The sequence below is a fragment of the Primorskyibacter sp. S87 genome (assembly GCF_049801055.1).
Taxonomy (GTDB): Bacteria; Pseudomonadota; Alphaproteobacteria; order Rhodobacterales; family Rhodobacteraceae; genus JBNAGF01.
In genome coordinates this window covers 104588-124776 of the sequence record NZ_JBNAGF010000009.1, presented here as the reverse complement: position 1 = coordinate 124776, position 20189 = coordinate 104588, and the positions used below count along the sequence as shown (strand labels likewise).

General features: G+C 54.8%; 11 protein-coding genes. 6 read left to right on the top strand and 5 right to left on the bottom strand.

Annotated features, from left to right (window positions below; all coding sequences use genetic code 11):
• Window positions 1-78: 78 nt before the first annotated feature.
• Window positions 79-2682 carry a GAF domain-containing protein gene (locus ACP15U_RS15550; RefSeq protein ID WP_425046069.1) on the bottom strand — a complete coding sequence of 868 codons (2604 nt, stop codon included), beginning with the start codon at window positions 2680-2682 and terminating at the stop codon, window positions 79-81.
• A gap of 153 nt (window positions 2683-2835) precedes the next feature.
• On the opposite strand from ACP15U_RS15550, the gene ACP15U_RS15545 reads away from it, so the two are divergent.
• On the top strand, window positions 2836-3249 hold the full coding sequence (locus ACP15U_RS15545) for an ester cyclase (RefSeq protein ID WP_425046068.1): 414 nt from the start codon (window positions 2836-2838) through the stop codon (window positions 3247-3249).
• A 42-nt stretch (window positions 3250-3291) separates the two neighbouring features.
• On the opposite strand, the gene ACP15U_RS15540 is transcribed toward ACP15U_RS15545, so the two are convergent.
• On the bottom strand, window positions 3292-4497 hold the full coding sequence (locus tag ACP15U_RS15540) for an MFS transporter (RefSeq protein ID WP_425046067.1): 1206 nt from the start codon (window positions 4495-4497) through the stop codon (window positions 3292-3294).
• A 432-nt stretch (window positions 4498-4929) separates the two neighbouring features.
• On the opposite strand from ACP15U_RS15540, the gene ACP15U_RS15535 reads away from it, so the two are divergent.
• The 5 genes from ACP15U_RS15535 to ACP15U_RS15515 all read left to right on the top strand — a co-directional run bounded on the left by ACP15U_RS15535 (window position 4930) and on the right by ACP15U_RS15515 (window position 16558).
• The gene (locus ACP15U_RS15535; protein ID WP_425046066.1) at window positions 4930-7092 is read left to right on the top strand and encodes a type I secretion system permease/ATPase; all 2163 of its coding nucleotides are present in this window, start codon (window positions 4930-4932) and stop codon (window positions 7090-7092) included.
• Window positions 7092-8405 carry an HlyD family type I secretion periplasmic adaptor subunit gene (locus ACP15U_RS15530; RefSeq protein WP_425046065.1) on the top strand — a complete coding sequence of 438 codons (1314 nt, stop codon included), beginning with the start codon at window positions 7092-7094 and terminating at the stop codon, window positions 8403-8405. The genes ACP15U_RS15535 and ACP15U_RS15530 overlap by 1 nt, the downstream gene beginning before the upstream one ends.
• A gap of 304 nt (window positions 8406-8709) precedes the next feature.
• Window positions 8710-14871: a tandem-95 repeat protein gene (locus ACP15U_RS15525; protein WP_425046064.1), complete on the top strand. Its 6162-nt coding sequence runs from the start codon at window positions 8710-8712 to the stop codon at window positions 14869-14871.
• A gap of 225 nt (window positions 14872-15096) precedes the next feature.
• Window positions 15097-15738, top strand: coding sequence for a DUF1326 domain-containing protein (locus tag ACP15U_RS15520; RefSeq protein WP_425046063.1), 642 nt, complete (start codon window positions 15097-15099; stop codon window positions 15736-15738).
• A gap of 7 nt (window positions 15739-15745) precedes the next feature.
• Window positions 15746-16558, top strand: a complete 813-nt coding sequence (locus ACP15U_RS15515; RefSeq protein WP_425046062.1) for a DUF2182 domain-containing protein — start codon at window positions 15746-15748, stop codon at window positions 16556-16558.
• A gap of 30 nt (window positions 16559-16588) precedes the next feature.
• On the opposite strand, the gene ACP15U_RS15510 is transcribed toward ACP15U_RS15515, so the two are convergent.
• The 3 genes from ACP15U_RS15510 to ACP15U_RS15500 form a co-directional block, all read right to left on the bottom strand.
• Window positions 16589-17110, bottom strand: a complete 522-nt coding sequence (locus tag ACP15U_RS15510; protein ID WP_425046061.1) for a glutathione peroxidase — start codon at window positions 17108-17110, stop codon at window positions 16589-16591.
• Between the two features lie 88 nt (window positions 17111-17198).
• Window positions 17199-18824, bottom strand: coding sequence for a mechanosensitive ion channel family protein (locus ACP15U_RS15505; protein ID WP_425046060.1), 1626 nt, complete (start codon window positions 18822-18824; stop codon window positions 17199-17201).
• Window positions 18821-20152: a mechanosensitive ion channel family protein gene (locus ACP15U_RS15500; RefSeq protein ID WP_425046059.1), complete on the bottom strand. Its 1332-nt coding sequence runs from the start codon at window positions 20150-20152 to the stop codon at window positions 18821-18823. The genes ACP15U_RS15505 and ACP15U_RS15500 overlap by 4 nt, the downstream gene beginning before the upstream one ends.
• Window positions 20153-20189 lie beyond the last annotated feature (37 nt).

Genomic DNA, 20189 nt, shown 5'->3' with positions numbered 1-20189 from the left:
CGGAAACCTAGCGCAACATATTGTGGCCGCCAAATCAAATCGTGGCCAAATTTGATTGGGCCCTTCAGGCGATGTTGTTTAGTCGGCAGTTTGATCACCGAGCGCAAAGACTTCAATTGGTTCACGGATGCCCTTGATGTCGATCTCGCCCCTGCTTGCCGACGTGAAAGCTCCGTCAACTGCCGCCCAAGCTCGTGGAGCAAGAAGAATTTCGCCATCTTCGGCCACATCACAAAGCCGCGCAGCTGTGTTCACAACGGTTCCGGAAGCAGTGTAGTCAAACCGGCCCTTGGACCCGACTATTCCCACCGTCGCGTAGCCAAGAGAGATCCCGACCCCAAATCCAAGTCTATGGCCAACGCGTTTCCATTTGGCGCAAAGATCCTGCATTCGTGAGCGCATCGCGATCGCGAGGCGAACCGCGTCGCCGGCTGGATCGTCACGCTGAATCGGGTCGTTGAAGATCACCATAATCCCGTCACCCATTCTCTTGTCCACACCGCCGCCGTGTTCCGAGATCAGATTGCCCATTTCTTCGTGATAGGTCTGCAAGACCTCGATCGTTTCCTCCGGCTCAGCCGTTTCGCAGAACGCTGTGAACCCGCGGATGTCGCAAAACAGGGTCGCGATCAAAGCGCGATGGCTTTTTAAGGCACTATCGTCACCAGACGAAACGAATGCGTCTGCAACGGCAGGAGACAGAAACTGGCGCAATTGCCCAACACGTTCGATCTCTTGTACCTGTTCGTCAACCTTCGTCTGAAGCGCAGAGTTGAGGGCCTGCACTTCGGAGGTTCGCGCCGCCAAAGCCTTGAACTGAGACACATTTTCCAGCGCTATAACGGCCTGTGCGCTGAAGGTTTCGACCAGTACAATCTCATCAGGCTGATAGGGTTTCACCGATTTTCGAAACAGAACCAGAGCCCCTATTCCCTGACCGCCCGAGAGCATCGGGACATTGATGCTGGTGCGCATCCCGGTGTCATTGACCAGCGAAGTAAAAACTTCCTCACCCTTCCTGTAACCATCAGTATCCGAATAGTCGTGTACGTGAAGCGTCTTGCCTTCGACGATGGCACGGGCGACCAATGATGTTTCCGGGTTCATGCTGACCTTTCCGGCAGGATACAGCGCGCGGGTTTTGGGATGCATGCCGAAAGCTGCCGCGAGGCGCTGCGTTTTTTCCCCCTTTTTGCCAAGCGTCATTGCGGCCGCATCGGCCTTGCAAAGTTGCGCCGCGCGGCGCAGGATGACATCGATTACGGGCTGTTCATCTTCGCGCGAGTCCCGGATCGCCTCCAAAATCTCTCTTGTCGCGGCCGCACGCTCAAGTCTCGCCTGAAGCTTCCGGAACTGCCGTACGTTTTCCAAGGCGATCACCGCCTGTGCTGCAAAGGTTTCTACCAATGCGACCTGTTCTTCGGTATACGGCCTGACCTCGTGTCTGAAGATGATGAAACAGCCGATTGCCCTGTCCCCAGAGATCAGGGGAACGAAAAGGTTGGTGCGTATGCCCTGCTGATCACAGAGGGAAACCACATTGGGAACGCCTGATTTGTATTCCGGCGTGTCCTGCATGTTATGCAGATGCACCGGCCTTTGTTCGTAAATGGCCCGTGCAGCAAAGGACCGGGCCGGATCCATAGGCACTTTCCCTTCTCGATAGAGATCCTGAGTACTCTGGATCCCGCCATGATGAGCCGCCAATCTCTGATGATCATCATCTTTCGTTCCCAGCACGAGCGCGGCAAATGGGGCCTCGCACAGCTGCCGGGCGTTTCTCAGAATCGTGTCGAACACCGGCTTTTCATCACCTCTTGAGCCGCTGATGGCCTCGAGTACCTCACGCGTGGCGGCGGTTCGGCTCAACCGGCTTTCGAGATCCGAGATCTGGCGGGCGTTGTCTATGGCAATAGCTGCCTGATCAGCAAAGGCCTGTGCCAGTTCCAGCGCGCGGTCATTGAACGGGTGAAGCCGTGTTCGGTAAACAGTGAACACCCCCAGTAAACGATCGCCGGACATCATCGGGATGGCTGCCAAAGAGCGAGAGCCGCCCAAATCGGCGGTCGCGATCCTCAAGGGATTTCCACTTTCATAAACATCCTCGCCACGGACATCGGCAATGTTGATTGCCTCAAGTCGCTTGGCGACCCGACCTATACCGGTGTCCTCGTCGGCTTCGAATACACCTTGTTCTTTCAGCCAGTTATCAAACTCGGTGGTGATATTGCGGGATCGCAACTCGCTGAACCTGAAATCCCCGTGATACTGGAACAGAATACCGAATTCAGCTTCACACAGCTCCAACGCGTAGTCGATCACTTCGTCGATGACCGCGCCCAGTTCCTTGTCCTTCCGACTGATAATCCTCAAGACCCGGGCCGTTACCTGTTCCCGGCGCATTGCCTCGTCCAACTCCAAGGCAAGGTCCGCTGCAAGATCGTTTCTGGCACTGTCTGGAGTTTCTTCGATCTTCCCTTGATTGGCAAAAACACGCGCTAACTCAATCTTGGAAGAAATGCCTAGCTTGCGGTAAACGGTTCTGAGATGAGAACGAACCGTTGTGGGTGAAATGCTGAGGTCTCGCGCAATCTCTTTGTTGCTGCCGCCGTCAGCATAAGCTTTGGAGACCTCAAGCTCCCGCTTTGACAGGCTCGATACCCCAAGCGTCGTTTCAGACATCCCCGTCTCCTGCAAATGTAGGAGGAGCCTACACCAAGACCCTCCTGCATCAACTCCCTCGTTTGATGGATATCGAGTGGATGCCCGGTCAGACATGCTCTTGGTATGCCGTGTCGAATGATTGGGACGGTTTGCAATTTCAGGAGAAATGACATGTCGGACATCAATACCGCAAAGGACTTTTTTGAAGCCTGTGAAACAGGAAAGGGTTGGGCTGAATGCAGGGCTTATTGCCACGACGATGCCAGTTTTTCCTGTCAGGCCGGCGCGCTTGAAGATACGCGGACTCTGGCTGGGTATGCAGACTGGATGAAGGGGTTGCTCGGGCCGATCCCTGATGGCCGCTATGAACTAAAGGGCTTTGCCGAAGATAGGGATCGCGGAACAGTGATGGCCTTTGCCGTCTTTAAGGGAACGCATTCCGGCGACGGTGGTCCGGTAGAGGCAACGGGCAAAACTACTGCGTCGGATTATGTGTATTCGATGGAATTTGCGGGCGGAAGGATCGCCCATATGACAAAGATCTGGAATGATCAGCATGCGCTGCAGGATCTTGGATGGGCCTAACCCGGCGAAATTGACCGGGCCGTACGTTCGCCCCGGCCCGGTCTATTCAGGGATGGTCCCTGCCCTTTCGGTAAATTCAGTAACCTTAGATTTGCCAGGCAATGAGAGCACCAGCGCCAGGCCGAGCGCTGCGAGCGCGGCAAGTAACATAAACGCATATTGATAACTGCCATTCACGTCGAAGATCCACCCGGCCAGAATTGGCCCGATCGCGCCACCTATCGTGCCGAAGAAGAGGATAGTTCCAAAGATCGAACCATGCGACCGCATTCCGAAATACTCTGCCACTAGTGGGGATACGACAGTGAACATGCCTCCGTGACTGAAACCATAAAAGGCGACGACTACGAAAAGCAGACCGTGTGACGATACCCCGACAAATGAAAGCAGGCTTCCCAGCAGAACTAAAAAACAAATCAAAAACGCAAGCTTGCTGCCGATCCGGTCAGAGAGCGTGCCAACTGCCAGTCGCCCGAATATGCTTGTTGTGCCCAACACAGACAATAGGGTCGCCGCTTTCGCGGTGGTCATGCCAAGGTCGGTTCCGTGAACCGCCAGATGCGTCGGCACCGTCATCATCGAAGGAAAAAACGTGAACTGAATCGCGCAGAGAGACCAGAAAACCCGCGTGGTGCGCGCCTGTGTGAAACTGAACCCGCGCGCGGCGGCGCCTGAACTCGTAGACAGGGAAACCGGCGGGCGTTCCATTGACAGGGCCGCGATGATTAAAAGAACCACAGCGGCAATGCCGAGAAGAAAAACCGCCTGACGCCATCCATAGGCAAGCAGCAGGAACGCAGCCAGAGGGGGGACTGCGATCTGCCCCAGCGCGGTTCCCGACTTTACAACACCCGACATGATCCCACGCCGCTTTTCAAACCAGCGGGCAATTGTCGACAGAGTGACGACATCATGGGCGCCAAGCCCCAACGCCATGAATACGCCGAAGATCGCAAACATCTGCCATTGTGCTGTGACCTGTGACAACAGGATGAAGCCAATTCCATATGCTACACCGCATATCCCCATCACAATACGGGGCCCGAACCTGTCGTTCATTCGGCCAGCCAAAATGGCGAGGATCCCCATCATGAAAAACGACAGAGAGGATGCGCTGGACAGAAACGTTCGCGACCACCCAAACTCTTCCTGCAATGGGTTGAACAAAAGGCCGTAAGAGAACAACAGCCCAATGACCGTGAACTGGGTCAGGCACGCGCCGAAAAGAACTCTGTACCGAATATCCACTAGGAAAAAGTCCTTGTTGGGGGTGCCGGGTTGGGTCGGTCAAGACTGACCACGCTTGGCGCCCCGAGGCAAGTAAAGCATGGCCCTTGACGTTGGAGCGAACGACCGAACCCATCAATATTCGGTCATCGATGTCCAGCGATCCAGACGGCGGCAGCAAAGATCAAAGTAGCAGTTGGATTTAAGCTGCTCTTTGAAATTGGAGGCAAAGTCTGACCACCAATTCTTGCAAAAATTGAAAAATTCTCAATTTCGGTTATTGTTGATGTGATTTTGGAGAATTGACTTCGTGGCTCCATAAGAGGAGTAGGTCTCGTTGATCGATGAGTATTGCGAAAGAATTTGTTGCTCCCGTTACAAGGAATTGCGGGCAGAGCTATTAGAATTGATCGGCACTGTTTCGGGCAATTCGTCAGCACGATCCGGGCCTTGATGCGAATGGACGGCGCGCGCAAGATTTCAGCACCAACCGAGAAGACTGTCATAGCCGCAATCGCGTGGTTTACTCGCTATTACTCACTTCCTTTTGCGGCTACAGCACTGACGCGCCGCCTGCCTCAGGGCTTTTCTGAGGATGGGTCCGGCACCTATGTCCGCGCCTTTGACGCTGCGGGCCTAAAGGCGCGCGTGTCGAAACGAAAGATCGGTCATATTGATCCCGGCAGCCTTCCGGTTCTACTGATGGGAACCGATGGTTCTTTGATGATACTGGTTGATTTCGACGCAAATAATGCGGTCGTTCTGGACCCGACGTCAGGGGAATCGGGTGAGTTTCTGATAAACCAACTCGCGCCAAGACTTTGCGGTGAGATACTTCTGGTAGCACCCAAAATTGCGGCGACGTCTTCTCGGCTGAGCCCTGATGCTCGCAAGCTTGACCGGGGAACCGGGGATTGGCTCTGGTCTGAGCTAGGTCGACACAAGGCCTCGTGGGCGCAGGTTTTTCTGGCCGCATTAGGGGTGAATCTGGCCGGATTGGCCTTGCCGATTTTCGTTATGAACGTGTTTGATAGGGTGATCCCGAACCTTGCCTTTGTCACACTTGTCACTCTGGCAATCGGTGTCGCGCTCGCGCTCATGCTTGATCTGGCACTGCGATTACTGCGTAATGTGGTAATCCAGCGCGTGTCGCGACGAACGGATCTGGCACTGGCATCGCGTCTGTTTCATCTGGCGCTCAGTCAAATGATGCTTAGCCGACGAGGAGGCGCTGCTGGTGCGATTACCAATTTACGTGACTTCGAAGTCGTTCGCGACTTTTTTGCGTCGTCTACGCTGGTGTCCTTTATTGACCTGCTCTTTGTCGGAATTTTCCTGACTGTTCTCTTTCTAATCGTCGGGCCTTTGACTTGGGCTCCAATCGTCGCGATCCCAATTATCCTGATCCTTGCCTTTTTGGCCCAGATGCCAATTGCGCGTTCTGCGCGGCAAGCCCAACAGATGAACATCAAACGCAATGTCGTTCTGATAGAAGCCTTGTCTGGATTGGAAACCGTCAAAAGTGTCGGAGCAGAACCCGTTCTTCTCCGTGAATGGGAGAATGCCGTTGCCGCTTCTTCCAGAGTGACGGCCCAAACCCGGAACTGGGCTACTTTTACGGCCTCGGCGACCGCCATCGTGCAACAAGCTGTCAGTGTCGTAATCATCTGTTGGGGCGTTTTCCTCGTTTCGGATGGGGCAATTAGTCTGGGTGCTCTGATCGCGGCCAATATTCTAGCCGGGCGAATTCTCTCGCCCTTGGCCGGTATCGCCCAGACGGTGTTTCGGGCGAACTTGGCATTCACCGCCAAGAAATCCATAGACGAATTCGTCGAAACCGAAGTCGAACACCGCGAAGTCCTGCGCAGCGATCTGACGGTTCGAGCAGGACATGTGGAGCTGGATGGTGTCAGTTTTTCCTATCCCGGAGCAATGGCTCCTGCGGTGGATAACGTGACAGTGGATTGCCCGCCGGGGTCTACGATTGCACTTTTGGGGCGTATCGGATCAGGGAAATCAACGCTTGGAAAACTCATCAACGCAACCTATCGAGCGGACAATGGGAAGATCCTGATCGACAGCTATGAAATAGCCCAATATGAGCCGGCCGAACTACGCGCCGGCGTCGGTTATCTTCCACAAGATCCGGTTCTGTTCACCGGAACGATTCGAGAGAACGTCACCATTGGTGTTGCTGATGCATCGGACACTGATATCGGGCGGGCTCTTTTTCTGGCAGGTATCGATGGCTTTGTTGCCTCGCTTCCAGAAGGCGTGAACTTCTTTGTCGGTGAAAAGGGCGAGCGGCTTTCCGGCGGTCAGCGTCAATGTATCGCGTTGGCTCGGTTGCTTCTCAGAAAGCCAAAAGTTCTGTTTCTGGACGAGCCGACAAACTCCATGGACCACCAAACCGAAGCCCTCGTCATAGAAAGGTTACGCCAATTGCAACAAAGCGGTGTGGGTATGATCCTGTCCACTCACCGAATGTCGCTTGCAGCCATCGCCGACCGTTTTGTCGTTCTGGAGAAAGGCCGAAAGGTAATGGACGGGCCACGCGAAACCGTTTTGTCGCAACTCAACAAGAACGGGTCGTCACAAGCAGGGGCAATTAACTGATGTTTCTGATGCGCGGAGGAGACGAAGAGTATGTCAATCGCCCGGGCGGCAAGGATGCCGGAGCCGGATTATGGGCGCTACTTCTGGTAATCCTCATGTTGTTTTTTGGTGTCGGGTTCTGGGCCGCCATTTATGAAATCGAGGAGGTCACTCGGGCAAGCGGCCGCGTAGTTCCAAGTTCCCAGTTGCAATCAGTTCAATCGGCCGAAGGCGGTATCATCGCTGCGATCGAAGTGCATGAAGGGGACGTTGTCGATGCCGGGCAGGTTCTGTTCGAGATTGATGATACCGGTGCGCAATCCCGGTTGGGAGAGCTTGAGCAGCGGCAACATTCGCTGGGTGCTCAACTGACCCGGCTGCGGGCAGAGGCAGCAGGCGCAGAAGAGATTGTGTTTCCTCACAATAGTGAGATTCAACCGCGTCTGATTGAGGCCGAAACCGCCGTTTTCCAGACCCGCAAAAAACAACTGGAGTTGGAACTGGAAGTCCTGAACCAGAGACAGATGCAGAAACAGGCCGAGTTGGCAGAGCTTTCCGCCAAACAAAATCGGATGGAAGCGGTGGCCGAGCCCCTCAGGCGCGAGCTCGAGATCATGAAGGAACTGTTCCAGCAAGGGACTTCTCCGGAAATTGCGGTACTGCGGCTTCAATCCAAGCTGGCTGAAACCGAAGGGGATCTAGCGATTGCCCATGCAACCAAAGACAGATTGCGTGCCGGAATAGAGGAAATCGACGCGCAAATCGTTTCCGCCCGTTCTTCATACGGATTGACTGCCAGAGAAGGTATTTCGAAGGCCCTCGCGGAGCTTTCTGTCGTCGAAGAAAGTCTGACAGCCGCGCGAGATAGAGTGTCCCGAATGGAGCTACGCTCGCCCGCGCTCGGAACGGTCAACCGGGTCAATCTCACGAATGTCGGAAGTGTCGTTCAACCGGGTATGGTTCTTGCCGAGATTGTGCCACTGGACGACTCTCTTCTTATCGAAGCGCAAGTCAGGCCGCGTGACGTGGCATTTGTGCGGGTGGGCGCGGAGGCTTCGGTGAAAATCACCGCTTTTGACTACCTGCGCTACGGTGATCTGCCTGCGGTCGTTGAACGCATAGGCGCGGACGCCCTTCAGGACGGTGAAGGCACACCCTATTTTCAGGTAATGCTGCGCACGGAACAATCTGCCTTGGGCAGTGATGACAATGCGTTTCAGATATCTCCAGGAATGATCGCAAGCGTTGACATACAAAGCGGTCAGAAAACGGTTCTTGAGTACTTGATCCAACCAGTCTTGCGTGCCCAGCACGAAGCGTTGCGGGAAAGGTGAAACCTGTTCGATACGGGCCCAAAGAAGCTACAATTGACCCGAACATTTTTATCTGCAATTGGCGTGTTGAATATTCGGGCTTGGGTACCGTTGCAGAGAATTTCACATATTATGAATACACTACTTTCCAGCACTCTGATCTATCGTAATGAAAAGACTAATCTTGCAATTGGAATTTTTGGCGATCCGGGTTATTGTGAACCCTTGAAAAGACTAACCGGTCGGCTGCCACCGACTGTGCAAAATTGAATTCAGCTATTTTGCCTAAGGATTTCAGCCGGACTGAGACTTCTTGGGGGCACCGGTGAGATTTGACAGTGACATCGGAACGTCATTTGGCGTTCAAAACGAAGTCGCGCTAACTGTTGAGAACGGAGTTGTGGCATTTCCTGACGCTCATCTCCTGTTTCGCGGCGACTTTGAACAGACTGGGCAGGATCTGATCGTCTCAAATGCAGACGCAGCAGTCGTGCGTATATCGGATTACTTTGGATCGACGACACCAGCCGACATAGTATCACCTGATGGCGCTGTTATCCGCGGTGCCGATGTTGTTCGTTTATCGGGTGGCAGCGAAGCGATCCGCGTTGCATCCTCACACACAACAAACACGTCCACCGACCTGGAAAACCCCATAGGTCAGGTTGAAAACCTTTCAGGAACCGCCACGGCAACTCGCGCGGACGGTAGCCGGGTTTCTCTGTCTCAGGGAGATTTCGTTTACCAAAATGACGTGGTTGAAACGACAGTTAATGGATCAGTATCCCTGACATTTGTTGACGGCACGATTTTTTCACTCAGTGCCAGTTCCCGAATGATCCTTGATGAATTGATTTTTGATCCTGATGGTTCGGACAATACCGCCACGTTCAATCTCATTCAGGGAAGTTTTGTCTTTATTGCCGGTCAAGTCGCCAAAACAGGCGGTATGGATGTTGAAACACCGGCGTCGACTCTGGCCATTCGGGGCACAACCGTTCAGGTCAGGATCATTGCAGAAGATGGCAACATAACGGTTGTTGTCGGCTTGCTGCCAGACCCCGGCACTGATGAGATCGGGGAGATTGATGTCGAGGATCTCGAGGGCAACCGGGTTGCCATAATTACCAATCCCGAGACAATTCTTTTGATCACACCAAGCACCATTCAAGAGGTTCAAAGAGAGTTTGTCGGGATTCTGAATGATCAGGCGCTGGAGGAAAGATTCGTCGAAGCCGTCGAACAGGCACTTAATCGCGTAGCTGGCGGCGAGCCATACGTCTCTGGCGACGAGGCGAATGCAAATCCGGGCACGGACACCACAACTGATCCGGTTCCGACAGATACCCCAATTGCGCCGTCGGAAAATCCAAACACAGACTCGGGATCCGCAGTAGATGGCGGTAATGGGCAGGCCACCGATGGCGTCGCCCCTTCGGGCCAGCCAGCCAACAACGACAGTGGCGATAATGGCGAATCAGGGCCGGAATCCGGAGGCGATAGCGGCACGGATCCGGCAAATCCCAGTGATCCGTTGACCGGTCCGCGAAACCCGTCGTCGGGAACACCACAAAATGACGGAGGAAGCGGATCCGACAGTATCCCCGGGAACGATCCGGGCGGGTCTTCTGGTGGCGATGGTGGAAGCGGACCGGATGGCGGCGACAGTGGCGGGGGCGAGCCAGATCGGCAACCGGAGATTCCGGTCAACTTTGTCCCGGTCGCCGGGGAAGGTGGGCTGACGGTTTCCTCCGATGGGAACACAGCCACTGGGGCGCTTCAGGGCACCGACTTGGATGGTGCCGTGCTGGGGTTCGCTTTGGTCCTTTCGCAGTCCAGTGGTGAAACTGTTCTTGCGCAAGAGGGGCAAGTGGTCTCCACCCCCAATGGGAAGGTTGTTGTAACCGACGCTGCCGCCGGCACATACGAATACACTCCAAACGAAGGGTTCACGGGTCAGGACAGTTTTGCTTTCGTTGTTCTGGATTCAAATCAGGCACTATCCGAGCCTGCAATGATTACCATTACGGTTGCTGCGACCAACAGTGCGCCGCAGGCCAGGTCTGAACCATCCAGTGGAAACGAAGATACTGATATATCCGGCACCATCACGGCTTCGGATCCCGACAATGATGCAATCGCCTTTTCGATGGTTGCAGATCCCGCGAACGGATCCGTCGAACTGCGCCAGGACGGCAGCTATACCTATACACCCGCTGACAACTTTTTCGGAGATGACACCTTCACAGTTGAGGTGCGCGACCCCGCTGGAGAAACTGCAACGGTTGAAGTGTCAATCACGGTTGATGCCGTGAATGATGCCCCTGCCGTGGCGCCAAACATCTCAGTGAATGTGGTGGAGGGAGGGTCACTCACAGTTCCCCTTGTGGTCAACGACCCGGATACGGCTGCTGCCGATCTGATCTTTCGTATCACCGAGGCCCCTCAGAATGGCGTGGCCTCTGTATCAGCATCTGGCACATATACTTATACGCCAAACGACAATTTTTCGGGCAACGACAGCTTTGCAATCGAAGTTGATGATGGTCAGGCGCAGGTAACGACCAGAATTTCCATTGATGTGGGCGGCGTGAACGATCCGCCGGTTCTGGACGACCGCTCGCAGACCGTTGCCGAAGGCGGCGTGCTCTCCGATACCGTCCTGGCCACCGATCCCGATGGCGATGCGCTGAGCTATGCCCTGTCCACGCAGGCCGCCAACGGCACCGCCGTGGTGAACGCGGACGGAAGCTACACCTACACGCCGGGTGGCAATTACGCGGGTCCGGACAGTTTCGTGATCTCGGTGACGGATGGTCAGGCCACCGACACGGCGACGATCTCGGTGACGGTGACGCCGGTGAACGATCCGCCGATTGTTGGTGACGACACTGTCGGAACTGTGGTCGGTGCAGAGACCATAATTGTAGTGCTTGCGAATGACAGCGATCCGGAGGGCACAGCCCTCACGGTCAGTTCAGTCGGCGCGCCGGGACGTGGCTCGGTGACGATCGAACCGGATGGGTCATTGAGATACACGCCCAGCGGGACGTCTGCCGGAACAGACAGTTTTACCTACACCGTTTCGGATACCGAAGGTAGCACGACCACCGGTGCCGTTACCGTCAATATTGCCGACAATATTGCGGCAATCTCGACAGCCGGTTCCGTCAACAATCTCAGTTCGCCTTCGGCACCATTCGAACTGGACATCTCGGACATGCCTTTCGCGGCCTTGTTCGGGCCAAGCGGCAGTGGCTCTGAGTTGCGAACACCAACCGCCTCCGCAACTGAAATCCGATTTTCAGCGTCCGATGGGCGCAGCTTTGCCTTTGTCGGATCGGGCATCGACTATGTCGCCGGAACAGGTAACGTCACTGGGGTTCAGATCGGAACGCCCACAAATCCGGGCTTTTATTCTGTTTCAGGCATTCAGACGACTGTTGCCACGATCAAGGATGTCATCGGCAGGAGCCTTGTCGGAGGCTCGGTGGATACTGCGGCTTTTGCTGCGTTCTTTGCCCAGTATCGCGCTGATTTCACCGGTTCCATCGAGGCGGATCAATACGGCGTCAATCCAGCCTCGACCGGCGACAGCACCTTGTCGGGCGGTGGTGGCGATGACGTGTTGCTGGGTGCTGCCGGGAATGATCGCATTGCGGGAGGGATGGGCAATGACACCGTCACCACCGGGCAGGGTGATGACACTGTTGTTTTTTCCGAAGGCAATGACCTGATTCAGGATTTTGACGTTTCATCGGATGTGCTGGAACTTTCGGATCCGGTCTTGTCCCAGTTGGGCACGGCCACCGTCGCCCAGCAGAGTTTTGGGGGGCAGTCCGGCGTTTTGTTTTCCTTTGGTGCCGGTTCGCATTCGGTGGGCCTTGTCGGTGTCACGCTCGCTGAAGCCTTGCAGATCATCGATGTCAGCTCGGCACCCGGTCAGGTAATCACCGGCACTGCTGGCAGTGAAACGGTCAGCGGGACGATCGGCAATGACACAATCGACTTGATGGGAAATTCCGATAGCGACCGGATCCTCGCTTCGCCGGGCGACGACCGGTTCATCTATACCAACAACTCATCAAACGGCGCTCACCTTGTCGACTATCGCCCTATCGGATCGGTCGGGATCGTTGCCAATATCGACTTCAACCTAGCCCTTAACGCCAATGCAATTCAGAAAGGCACATTGGGGTTCGATACGCTGGTTGATGTCCAGCAGGCGGCTCGGTGGGGGTTCGGGATCATCGGCTCAGCCGGGAACGATCAGGTCAACATTACTCAGAACTCCAGCGCGTTTTCTTTCTTCGACTTTTCCCCGTCTGGGGCCGGTGGTCAGGACACTGTGAATGTAACGCCAGGCGACGGCATCGTACGGATCACCATGGGATGGAACGGGAATGTGTCCGGAATCCTCGGCGGCGTCCTGACATCAACCGACAATGAGTCCGTGGCGGTCAGTGTTCTGTCCGGGGACACGTCGCGGCTCAGGCTGGAGATCCGCTCGCGTGGCGGCGACGATGCGATAACCGGAAGCCCGTTTCGTGACAGCTTCATTCTCGGTCCCGGGACCGACAGCGCCGATGGCCAGGGTGATATCGACCGAATACGATATGATCGCAGTAGAGTGTCCCAGGGTGTTCAGGTCACATTCGCAGGGGCCATTGGAACCGCAGTTGGAATGTGGGACGGTGCGAGCTTCACGCATACCTTCCAGAATATTGAACAGATACGCGGGTCGTCCTTTGGCGATACAATCGAGGCCGCGCCCGGCAACAGTTCGGTGCGTGGCAATGCCGGTGACGACAGTCTCACGTCTGGAAGTGGAGACGACTTCTTTGAACTTGGCGCAGGAAACGACACCGTTGTTTTCACCGGCGGAAACGACTTTGTCGACGATTTCGTGGTTGGGCAGGACGTTTTGGAATTCGGGGGCATGGCTCAGGCCCAGATCGGAACCCTTCAAATCGCGGAATACACATCCGAAGGGGACACACGGGCCCGGATCTATTTTGACGGCAATTCCTTTGGGATAAATTTCCGGTCCATGACATTGGCGGACGCGGTGCAAATCGTCGGAGCCGGCGGCGGAGATACCATCCTTGGAACAGCCGGAAATGATGATCTCGGCGGCACGCCGGGAAACGACTCGATCAACCCGATGGGCAATTCGGGCGAAGACAGGGTGCGCGGGTCGGCCGGAAACGATACGATCGATTTCACCGGTGCGACGGGCGGTTCGTATTACAATCTGGATTACAGGAACATCGGCTCGGCAGGTATCACTGCCACCATAGATGCCAATGGCGGTAGCAGCACGGTTGTCAAAGGCGCAGCCGGCACCGTGGGAACCGATACGCTGCTCGGCGTCCCGGCCGCAACGCAAGCTCAGGGCTTCGGGATCACCGGATCGCTTGGCAATGACACCATCAGTGTTAGCCTCAATTCGTCCCAATGGAGTTGGATTGGCATATTCGAATCCGGTGGGCAGGAAACGGTCACGATAAACGGTGGCGTTGGGAATGTTCAGTTGGGTTTCTACAACGGAAACGTGAGCGCAAATCTCGGCGCCGGGCAGATCGATGTAGACGGATCCCGCGTCATGGATCTCAGTTATTCAGGCAGCTTTGGTCAAACGCGTCTGGAACTGCGAACAGACAATGGAAACGACACGGTTGTTGGAACATCCGGAGCCGACCGGTTTATCCTCGGGGCTGGAACCGACAGCGCCGATGGTGCAGGTGGTGAAGATGATGCCGTTCGCTATAACCGAAATGGTGTTGATGGTCCGGTTAATGTGAACCTGACCACCGGAACGGCAGAAGGCACATGGGACGGGCTGTCGTTCACCCATTCATTGAGCAACATCGAGATCGCGCACGGGACACCCTTTGGCGATACCATGACGGCGTCGGCATCGGGCGGGCAATTGGATGGCCGAGAGGGAAATGACACGCTCATTGCGCTTTCGAATGGGTCCGACGTTCTGGCAGGTTCAGGCAACGATCAAATCCAGCGCGCAGGCCTGTCGCAGGGTTCGACGGATGGTGGTGCGGGCCGAGACACAGTGTTGTTGACGACATCCGGCAGCTTTGACTTTTCTGCGATCATCGTTTCAGACAATTATTCGAGTATCGAGGAACTGAGCGTTGAAAACGCAGTTTCCAACGCGGATACGACACTGTCACTACAGAACATTTTTGATTTTTCATCGAGTCTGGACCCGCTGTTGCAAGCCTATGCGGGAGAAACATCAAATGGGATCATGGTTTTGGGCGATGCCGGTGAAAACCTGAGTTTGGTGGACAACTCGCCCGGCTCAACCACCACGTTCGAACGAAGAGGATCGGAAACCATAACCGGTGGAGACGGCAGAACGCTCGACGTCTATCAGGCGGTGGATGGTGCCTCGGCGGTGCTTGCAGTCATTGCGGTGGATCAGGACATGACGGTTGATACCGGGGCGCCGCCGGTTGTCGTCTGAGATGGACCTGTCAGCCGTCGCCAATGCCAATCCACGATTGGCGGGTGGAGTGACAGGAGGGTTGCCCCCGGGAAAGACGGTTCTCTTGAGATCACCGATATGATATGTTTCGCGTGCATATTAATGACAGAATGTGTTTGAAATCACGTCGCCCAATTGAGTTCGAGCGGTCGTTGTAGGCGCAAGGCGCCTCAAGAAACTGACCAGATTTCGAAAGGAATTCCGATGATTGATTGGAGCATTCAAGGCGAAGAAATGGCCAATTGTAACTGTAACTTTGGTTGCCCGTGCCAGTTTGGCGTTTTGCCAACAGACGGCACCTGCGAAGCGGTTGTCTTCTTTCGGATCGATAAAGGTCATTACGGCGAAGTGTCTCTGAATGGGTTGAGGACCGCCGTGGTCTACAAATGGCCGGGTGCAATTCACGAAGGTAATGGCGAGTTTCAGTTGATCATCGACAAGGCCGCGACAGAAGACCAACGCGCAGCGCTCGGAGCGATCATGTCGGGCAAGGATACCGCAGAAATGGCAACGATGTGGTTCATCTTTGCGGCCATGTCCCCAACACAGCATGACACGATTTACGCCGATATCTCGGTTGAGATCGACGCGGAAAACAGGGTGGCAAAAGGCAGCGTGGACGGTGTTGTCGAAACCGAACTGATGCCCATTCCGAATATCGTGACGGGTGAACCGCACCGGGTGAGTATTCAACTGCCCAACGGGTTTGAATTTGGCATGGCGGAAATGGCCAAGGGCAAATCCCTGACCCACGACGGCGCCGCATTGGATCTGCTCAAGAACACCGGGACCCACGCCCACATCGCAACGCTGCATCTGACAGGCCAGGGCCGCGTGGCCGCCTGATCATTCCATGACGCGACCAGAACAGAGCGGACCAGTCGAACGGCTTGTCCGCCACGATCAATGGATCGTCGCAACCGCCGCAACAGTGATCGTATTGCTTGCTGGCATTTACACCTATGCCGGTGTCGGCATGGGGATGAGCGCGGCGGAAATGACCCGGATGGCCGGCCCGATCGGCAAGCCAATGTCGATGGGCCCACAACCTGTCTGGACGGTCGGTTACGCGGTTGTGATGTTTTTTATGTGGTGGATCATGATGATCGCCATGATGACCCCAAGCGCCGCGCCGATGCTCCTTCTTTACTCTGCGATCAAACGGATGGGGCCGGAAGATGACCGGGTGGTTGCCTTCAGCATTGTGTTCCTGAGTGGCTATCTCACGGTTTGGGGCGTCTTCAGCATTGCAGCCATAGGCCTACAATGGAGCGTGGAAACGTTGGGGATTTCCGACGGGCCTATGATGACGATCAAATCCCGCGGCTTTGCGGCAGCTTTGTTGATCGGTGCAGGCATATACCAGTTCACCAGTCTGAAGGAGTCGTGTTTGACGTTATGCCGATCCCCTGCACAGTTCCTGTCGGAACATCAAAAGCCGGGCCTTTGGGGCGCCTTTCAGACTGGTGCGCGTCACGGCGTCTTCTGTGTTGGATGCTGCTGGGCTCTGATGGTTCTTCTGTTTGTTGGCGGAGTGATGAACCTTTTCTGGATCGTGGGCCTTGCCCTCTATGTTCTTGCGGAAAAGTTTGCACCCAATCCACGGCTGTTTTCGCGCATAACCGGTGCCTGCCTGATCATTGCCGGCTTGGGCCTCTTGTTTTGATGGCATGCTGAAATTTCGTCTGCGCGGGTTTCAATTCAGCAGCTTTTCAAGGTCTCCTCTTACGCGCGCGGAGTTCGGCTTGGTACCGGACCCGTAGGTGGCCACAAGCGCTCCATCCGGGCCGATCAGAACCTTGTTGAAATTCCAACTCGGCTCAAAACCTTCTTCCGCCTTCAGGGATCTGAAAAACGGATGTGCCTGTTCACCTCTGACGCTGGTGATGACAGTCATCGGCAGGTCGAGGCCAAATTGCATTTCGCAGAACTCCTTGACCTGTTCATTGCTCGAGAGTTCTTGCCGGAAGTCATCGGAAGGAACGGCAAGAACCACAAGTCCTCGGTCGCGATAGCTATCATACAATGTTTGAAGCCCATCGTATTGCTTGGTGAAGCTGCATCTAGAGGCGGTGTTGACAACGAGAACCGGTTGACCGTTCCATGCGGACAACGAAAGCGTTCCGCCATCAATCGATTCAAAAGGGGCGTCCAGTTCCAGCGCGTCAACGCGATAAGCAACCAGCATCAAGGTCATCAACAACAGTATTCGAAACATATCTAACCCTCCTTTACTGTAGATACGTCTCACATCCGGGTTTGGACCAATCCATCGTCGGAAACCCGATCGGCGCAAACGCCTGCCCCTATTTCTTGCTGCTCTCGTCACTTTGGGCAAGTTGACCGTCCCAGCCGGTGTTCGCGATCTTGGGAATATCCGGGTCAGCGATATAGGACGGTGTCATGATCTGCGTTTCGTTTTCATTGAAAACATCAACGATGTTCTCGTGAAGATCGGATAGTATCTTGGGCAAACTGCCACCGCGTGAGGTGAACGCGTTGATTTCATAGTTGATCGCGTAGTCTGCCAACTGGGTCCAAAGGACAAACGGCTCAGGGCTCTTCTTGAGGCCAGATGTCCGCCGTGCCGCCTCAATCAGCATGGCCTTGATCTTTTTGGGCGGCTCTTCATAGCCGATGCCAACCGTTGTGTGCACCAAAAGGCCACGGCCATCGACCTTTCGCGAATAGTTCACGACCTCGGAGTTGAGCAGTTGAGCATTGGGGATGCTGATCATCTCGTTCTTCACGGACTTTATCACGGTTTCCATCAGCTTGATCTCGACAACATCTCCGACCTTGTCACCGACCTTGATCCGATCGCCCACATTTGTGCTGCGCCGATAGATCACAAAAAGACCGGCCATCATGTTTGACACAACCGTGTTCGATCCAAGTGAAACCATGACACCGGCCAGAATGGTCAGACCCTGAAACGCCCGAGACTCGGAGCCGGGTATGTAGGGGTAGGCAAAGACGATAGCGATCAGGATAATCAGGATGCGGGTCAGAAAAAACGTCGGTCCAATCCAGTGCTTTTCGAAGTCACCCAGCTCGAACACACCCTGTTCGAGATTGTCAAAAAAGATCCGGACGCCTTGAATGAGATACCGCGCAATGACGGCGATGATCCCAAGCATCACCAGATTGGGAAGGTATCCGACGATCGCCTGGAACGCGGCGATCAGCGGTTCGCTTACGTATTTCAGCAGGATCTCTGCAATCGGCCGTGTCTCGGCAAAAGACAGCAGAACGAATGACAGGTAGTAATAGAACAGTATCAGGTAAATCGCCCAGAGCAGGATCTGAAGCAGGAAGTTTATGAGGCTTGTCAAAGCCCGGCGTTGCAGGATCGACTTGGTCGCGGCTTCCACCTGCGCAAACCGTTTTTCGGCTTGCTTCGTCACAAACTCCGTCAGCCGTCTGCGGCGCGTAAAAAAGACAAACGTAACCAAAAGAAAACCGACGGACCAAGCAATTGCCGAATAGGCGCTGTCTATCCTCGCCTCGGAAGATCGGCTTTGACGATATTGTTTGATTGCCGCGCTGATTGCATCGGCCTGAAGACCAGCCAGAACGTCGATTTCCATCTGTTCATATTCGGCGTCTGCGACAGTTGCGACTGTGATCATTCGGTTGTCGATCTGTATCTCTTTTCCAAATTCTCCGTTTTGTATGGAAATCTCGAAATTCGGATCATCAAGATTTGTCGCCACATCGATGATGCGCTTTTGAATCCGTTTGGCCCTTTCAATCGCCGGTAGCGCGCTGGAGCCTCGAACGACAAAGAGATCCTGACCATCGATGACGACCGGGGCCAAGAAAGCGGGATCGCTGCCAAGCTCTGTGCGCGCCACAACAGCATCGTTCTGTGCCAGTGCGACGGTGGCCCCGAAGATTGCGACAAGACAAAAACTCAGGAACGTTTTCATGATGCCGATCCTTCGACTGGAATGAGATGCACATCGCGTTGCGGGAAGGGAATAGAAATACCGGCGGCGTCAAAGGCTTCCTTGGCCTGCCCGGTCAGATCCCAGTAGACAGTCCAGTATTCGTCGTTCTTGCACCACGGTCGGCAGAAGATGTTAACCGAGTTGTCTCCGAGTTCCCCGACGAAGATCTCTGGTGCGGGCTCTTTTAGGCAAAGGCTGTGTTTGCCGACCAGTCCATTCAGGACTTCGATTGCCTCGGCGGCGTTGTCGGAATAGGCGATGCCGAACACCAAATCGACACGGCGTTCTTCAGAAGCACTGACATTGGTTATAACATCTCCCCAGATCTTGCTGTTTGGCACCACGATGATCTGATTGTCAAAGGTTCGGATCTTGGTGGAGACGACCGACATTTCATCCACGAAGCCCGAAGAACTTCCGATCTGAATGTAATCGCCGGTATCGAATGGTTTGAGGACCATGATCATCAACCCGCTCGCAAGGTTTCCAAGTGTTTCCTGAAGTGCAAATCCCAGAATAAACGACAGCCCGCCGAACACGGCAAATAGCGGTGTGACGTTTACGCCGAACAGCCCCAGCACAATCAGGGTGCCCAGAACCATCACTGCCCAGTAGACGGCGGTTGCAACAAACGACTTGAGCATTCGCGATATGGTCGGGAATCGCTCGAGCCCTCTACGGGTGGTTCGGCTGACGAATTTGGCGACGAACATCAATATCCAAACCGATATCAGAACCAAAAATGCCCCCAGTAGAATGCCAAGCCCGCCGTTGACGTCGAGCATCCAGTCGATGCCCGCGCTGGCCAGGGTGCGCAGGTCGGTTGTTCTAAGGGCACCGGACGTCACCGATAGTGCATAGTCCTGATACGGTTTGAGCTCTTCGGGTGTCGCACCTTTGGCAGACCATTCCGAAACGGCGGTTTTGAAGTTGTCGAGATAGGCTTTTGCAACAAGCTGCTCGCCCGTCAGACTATCTCTCAAATCGTCTTTCGTTGCTCCTTCTGCCGAACCTATTTCAATGTTCAAACGCGCTGTTTTTTCCAGTTGCGATCGAACATGCCCCTGCCAAGCTTCGACGACCTGAGCCATTTCCGTATGTGTCAATGGGACAAGCAGGATCGGTAGGTCGTTGGCCGAAACATCTGCCGACTGGGCCTGAGCAACCAGATCCGTGATCTGTTCCGGCTCCACCGCTGTTTCAGAATCCTGGTCCTGTGCGAAAACCGGGCTGACAAATGCTGGCAACAGAATTGCCAGCGCCAAGACGAAGACTCTAAAAAGTTTTTTGGTATTAGAAATGGCCATCACTCTTTCCCTCGTCCGATTTCCAATGCAGTTTTCC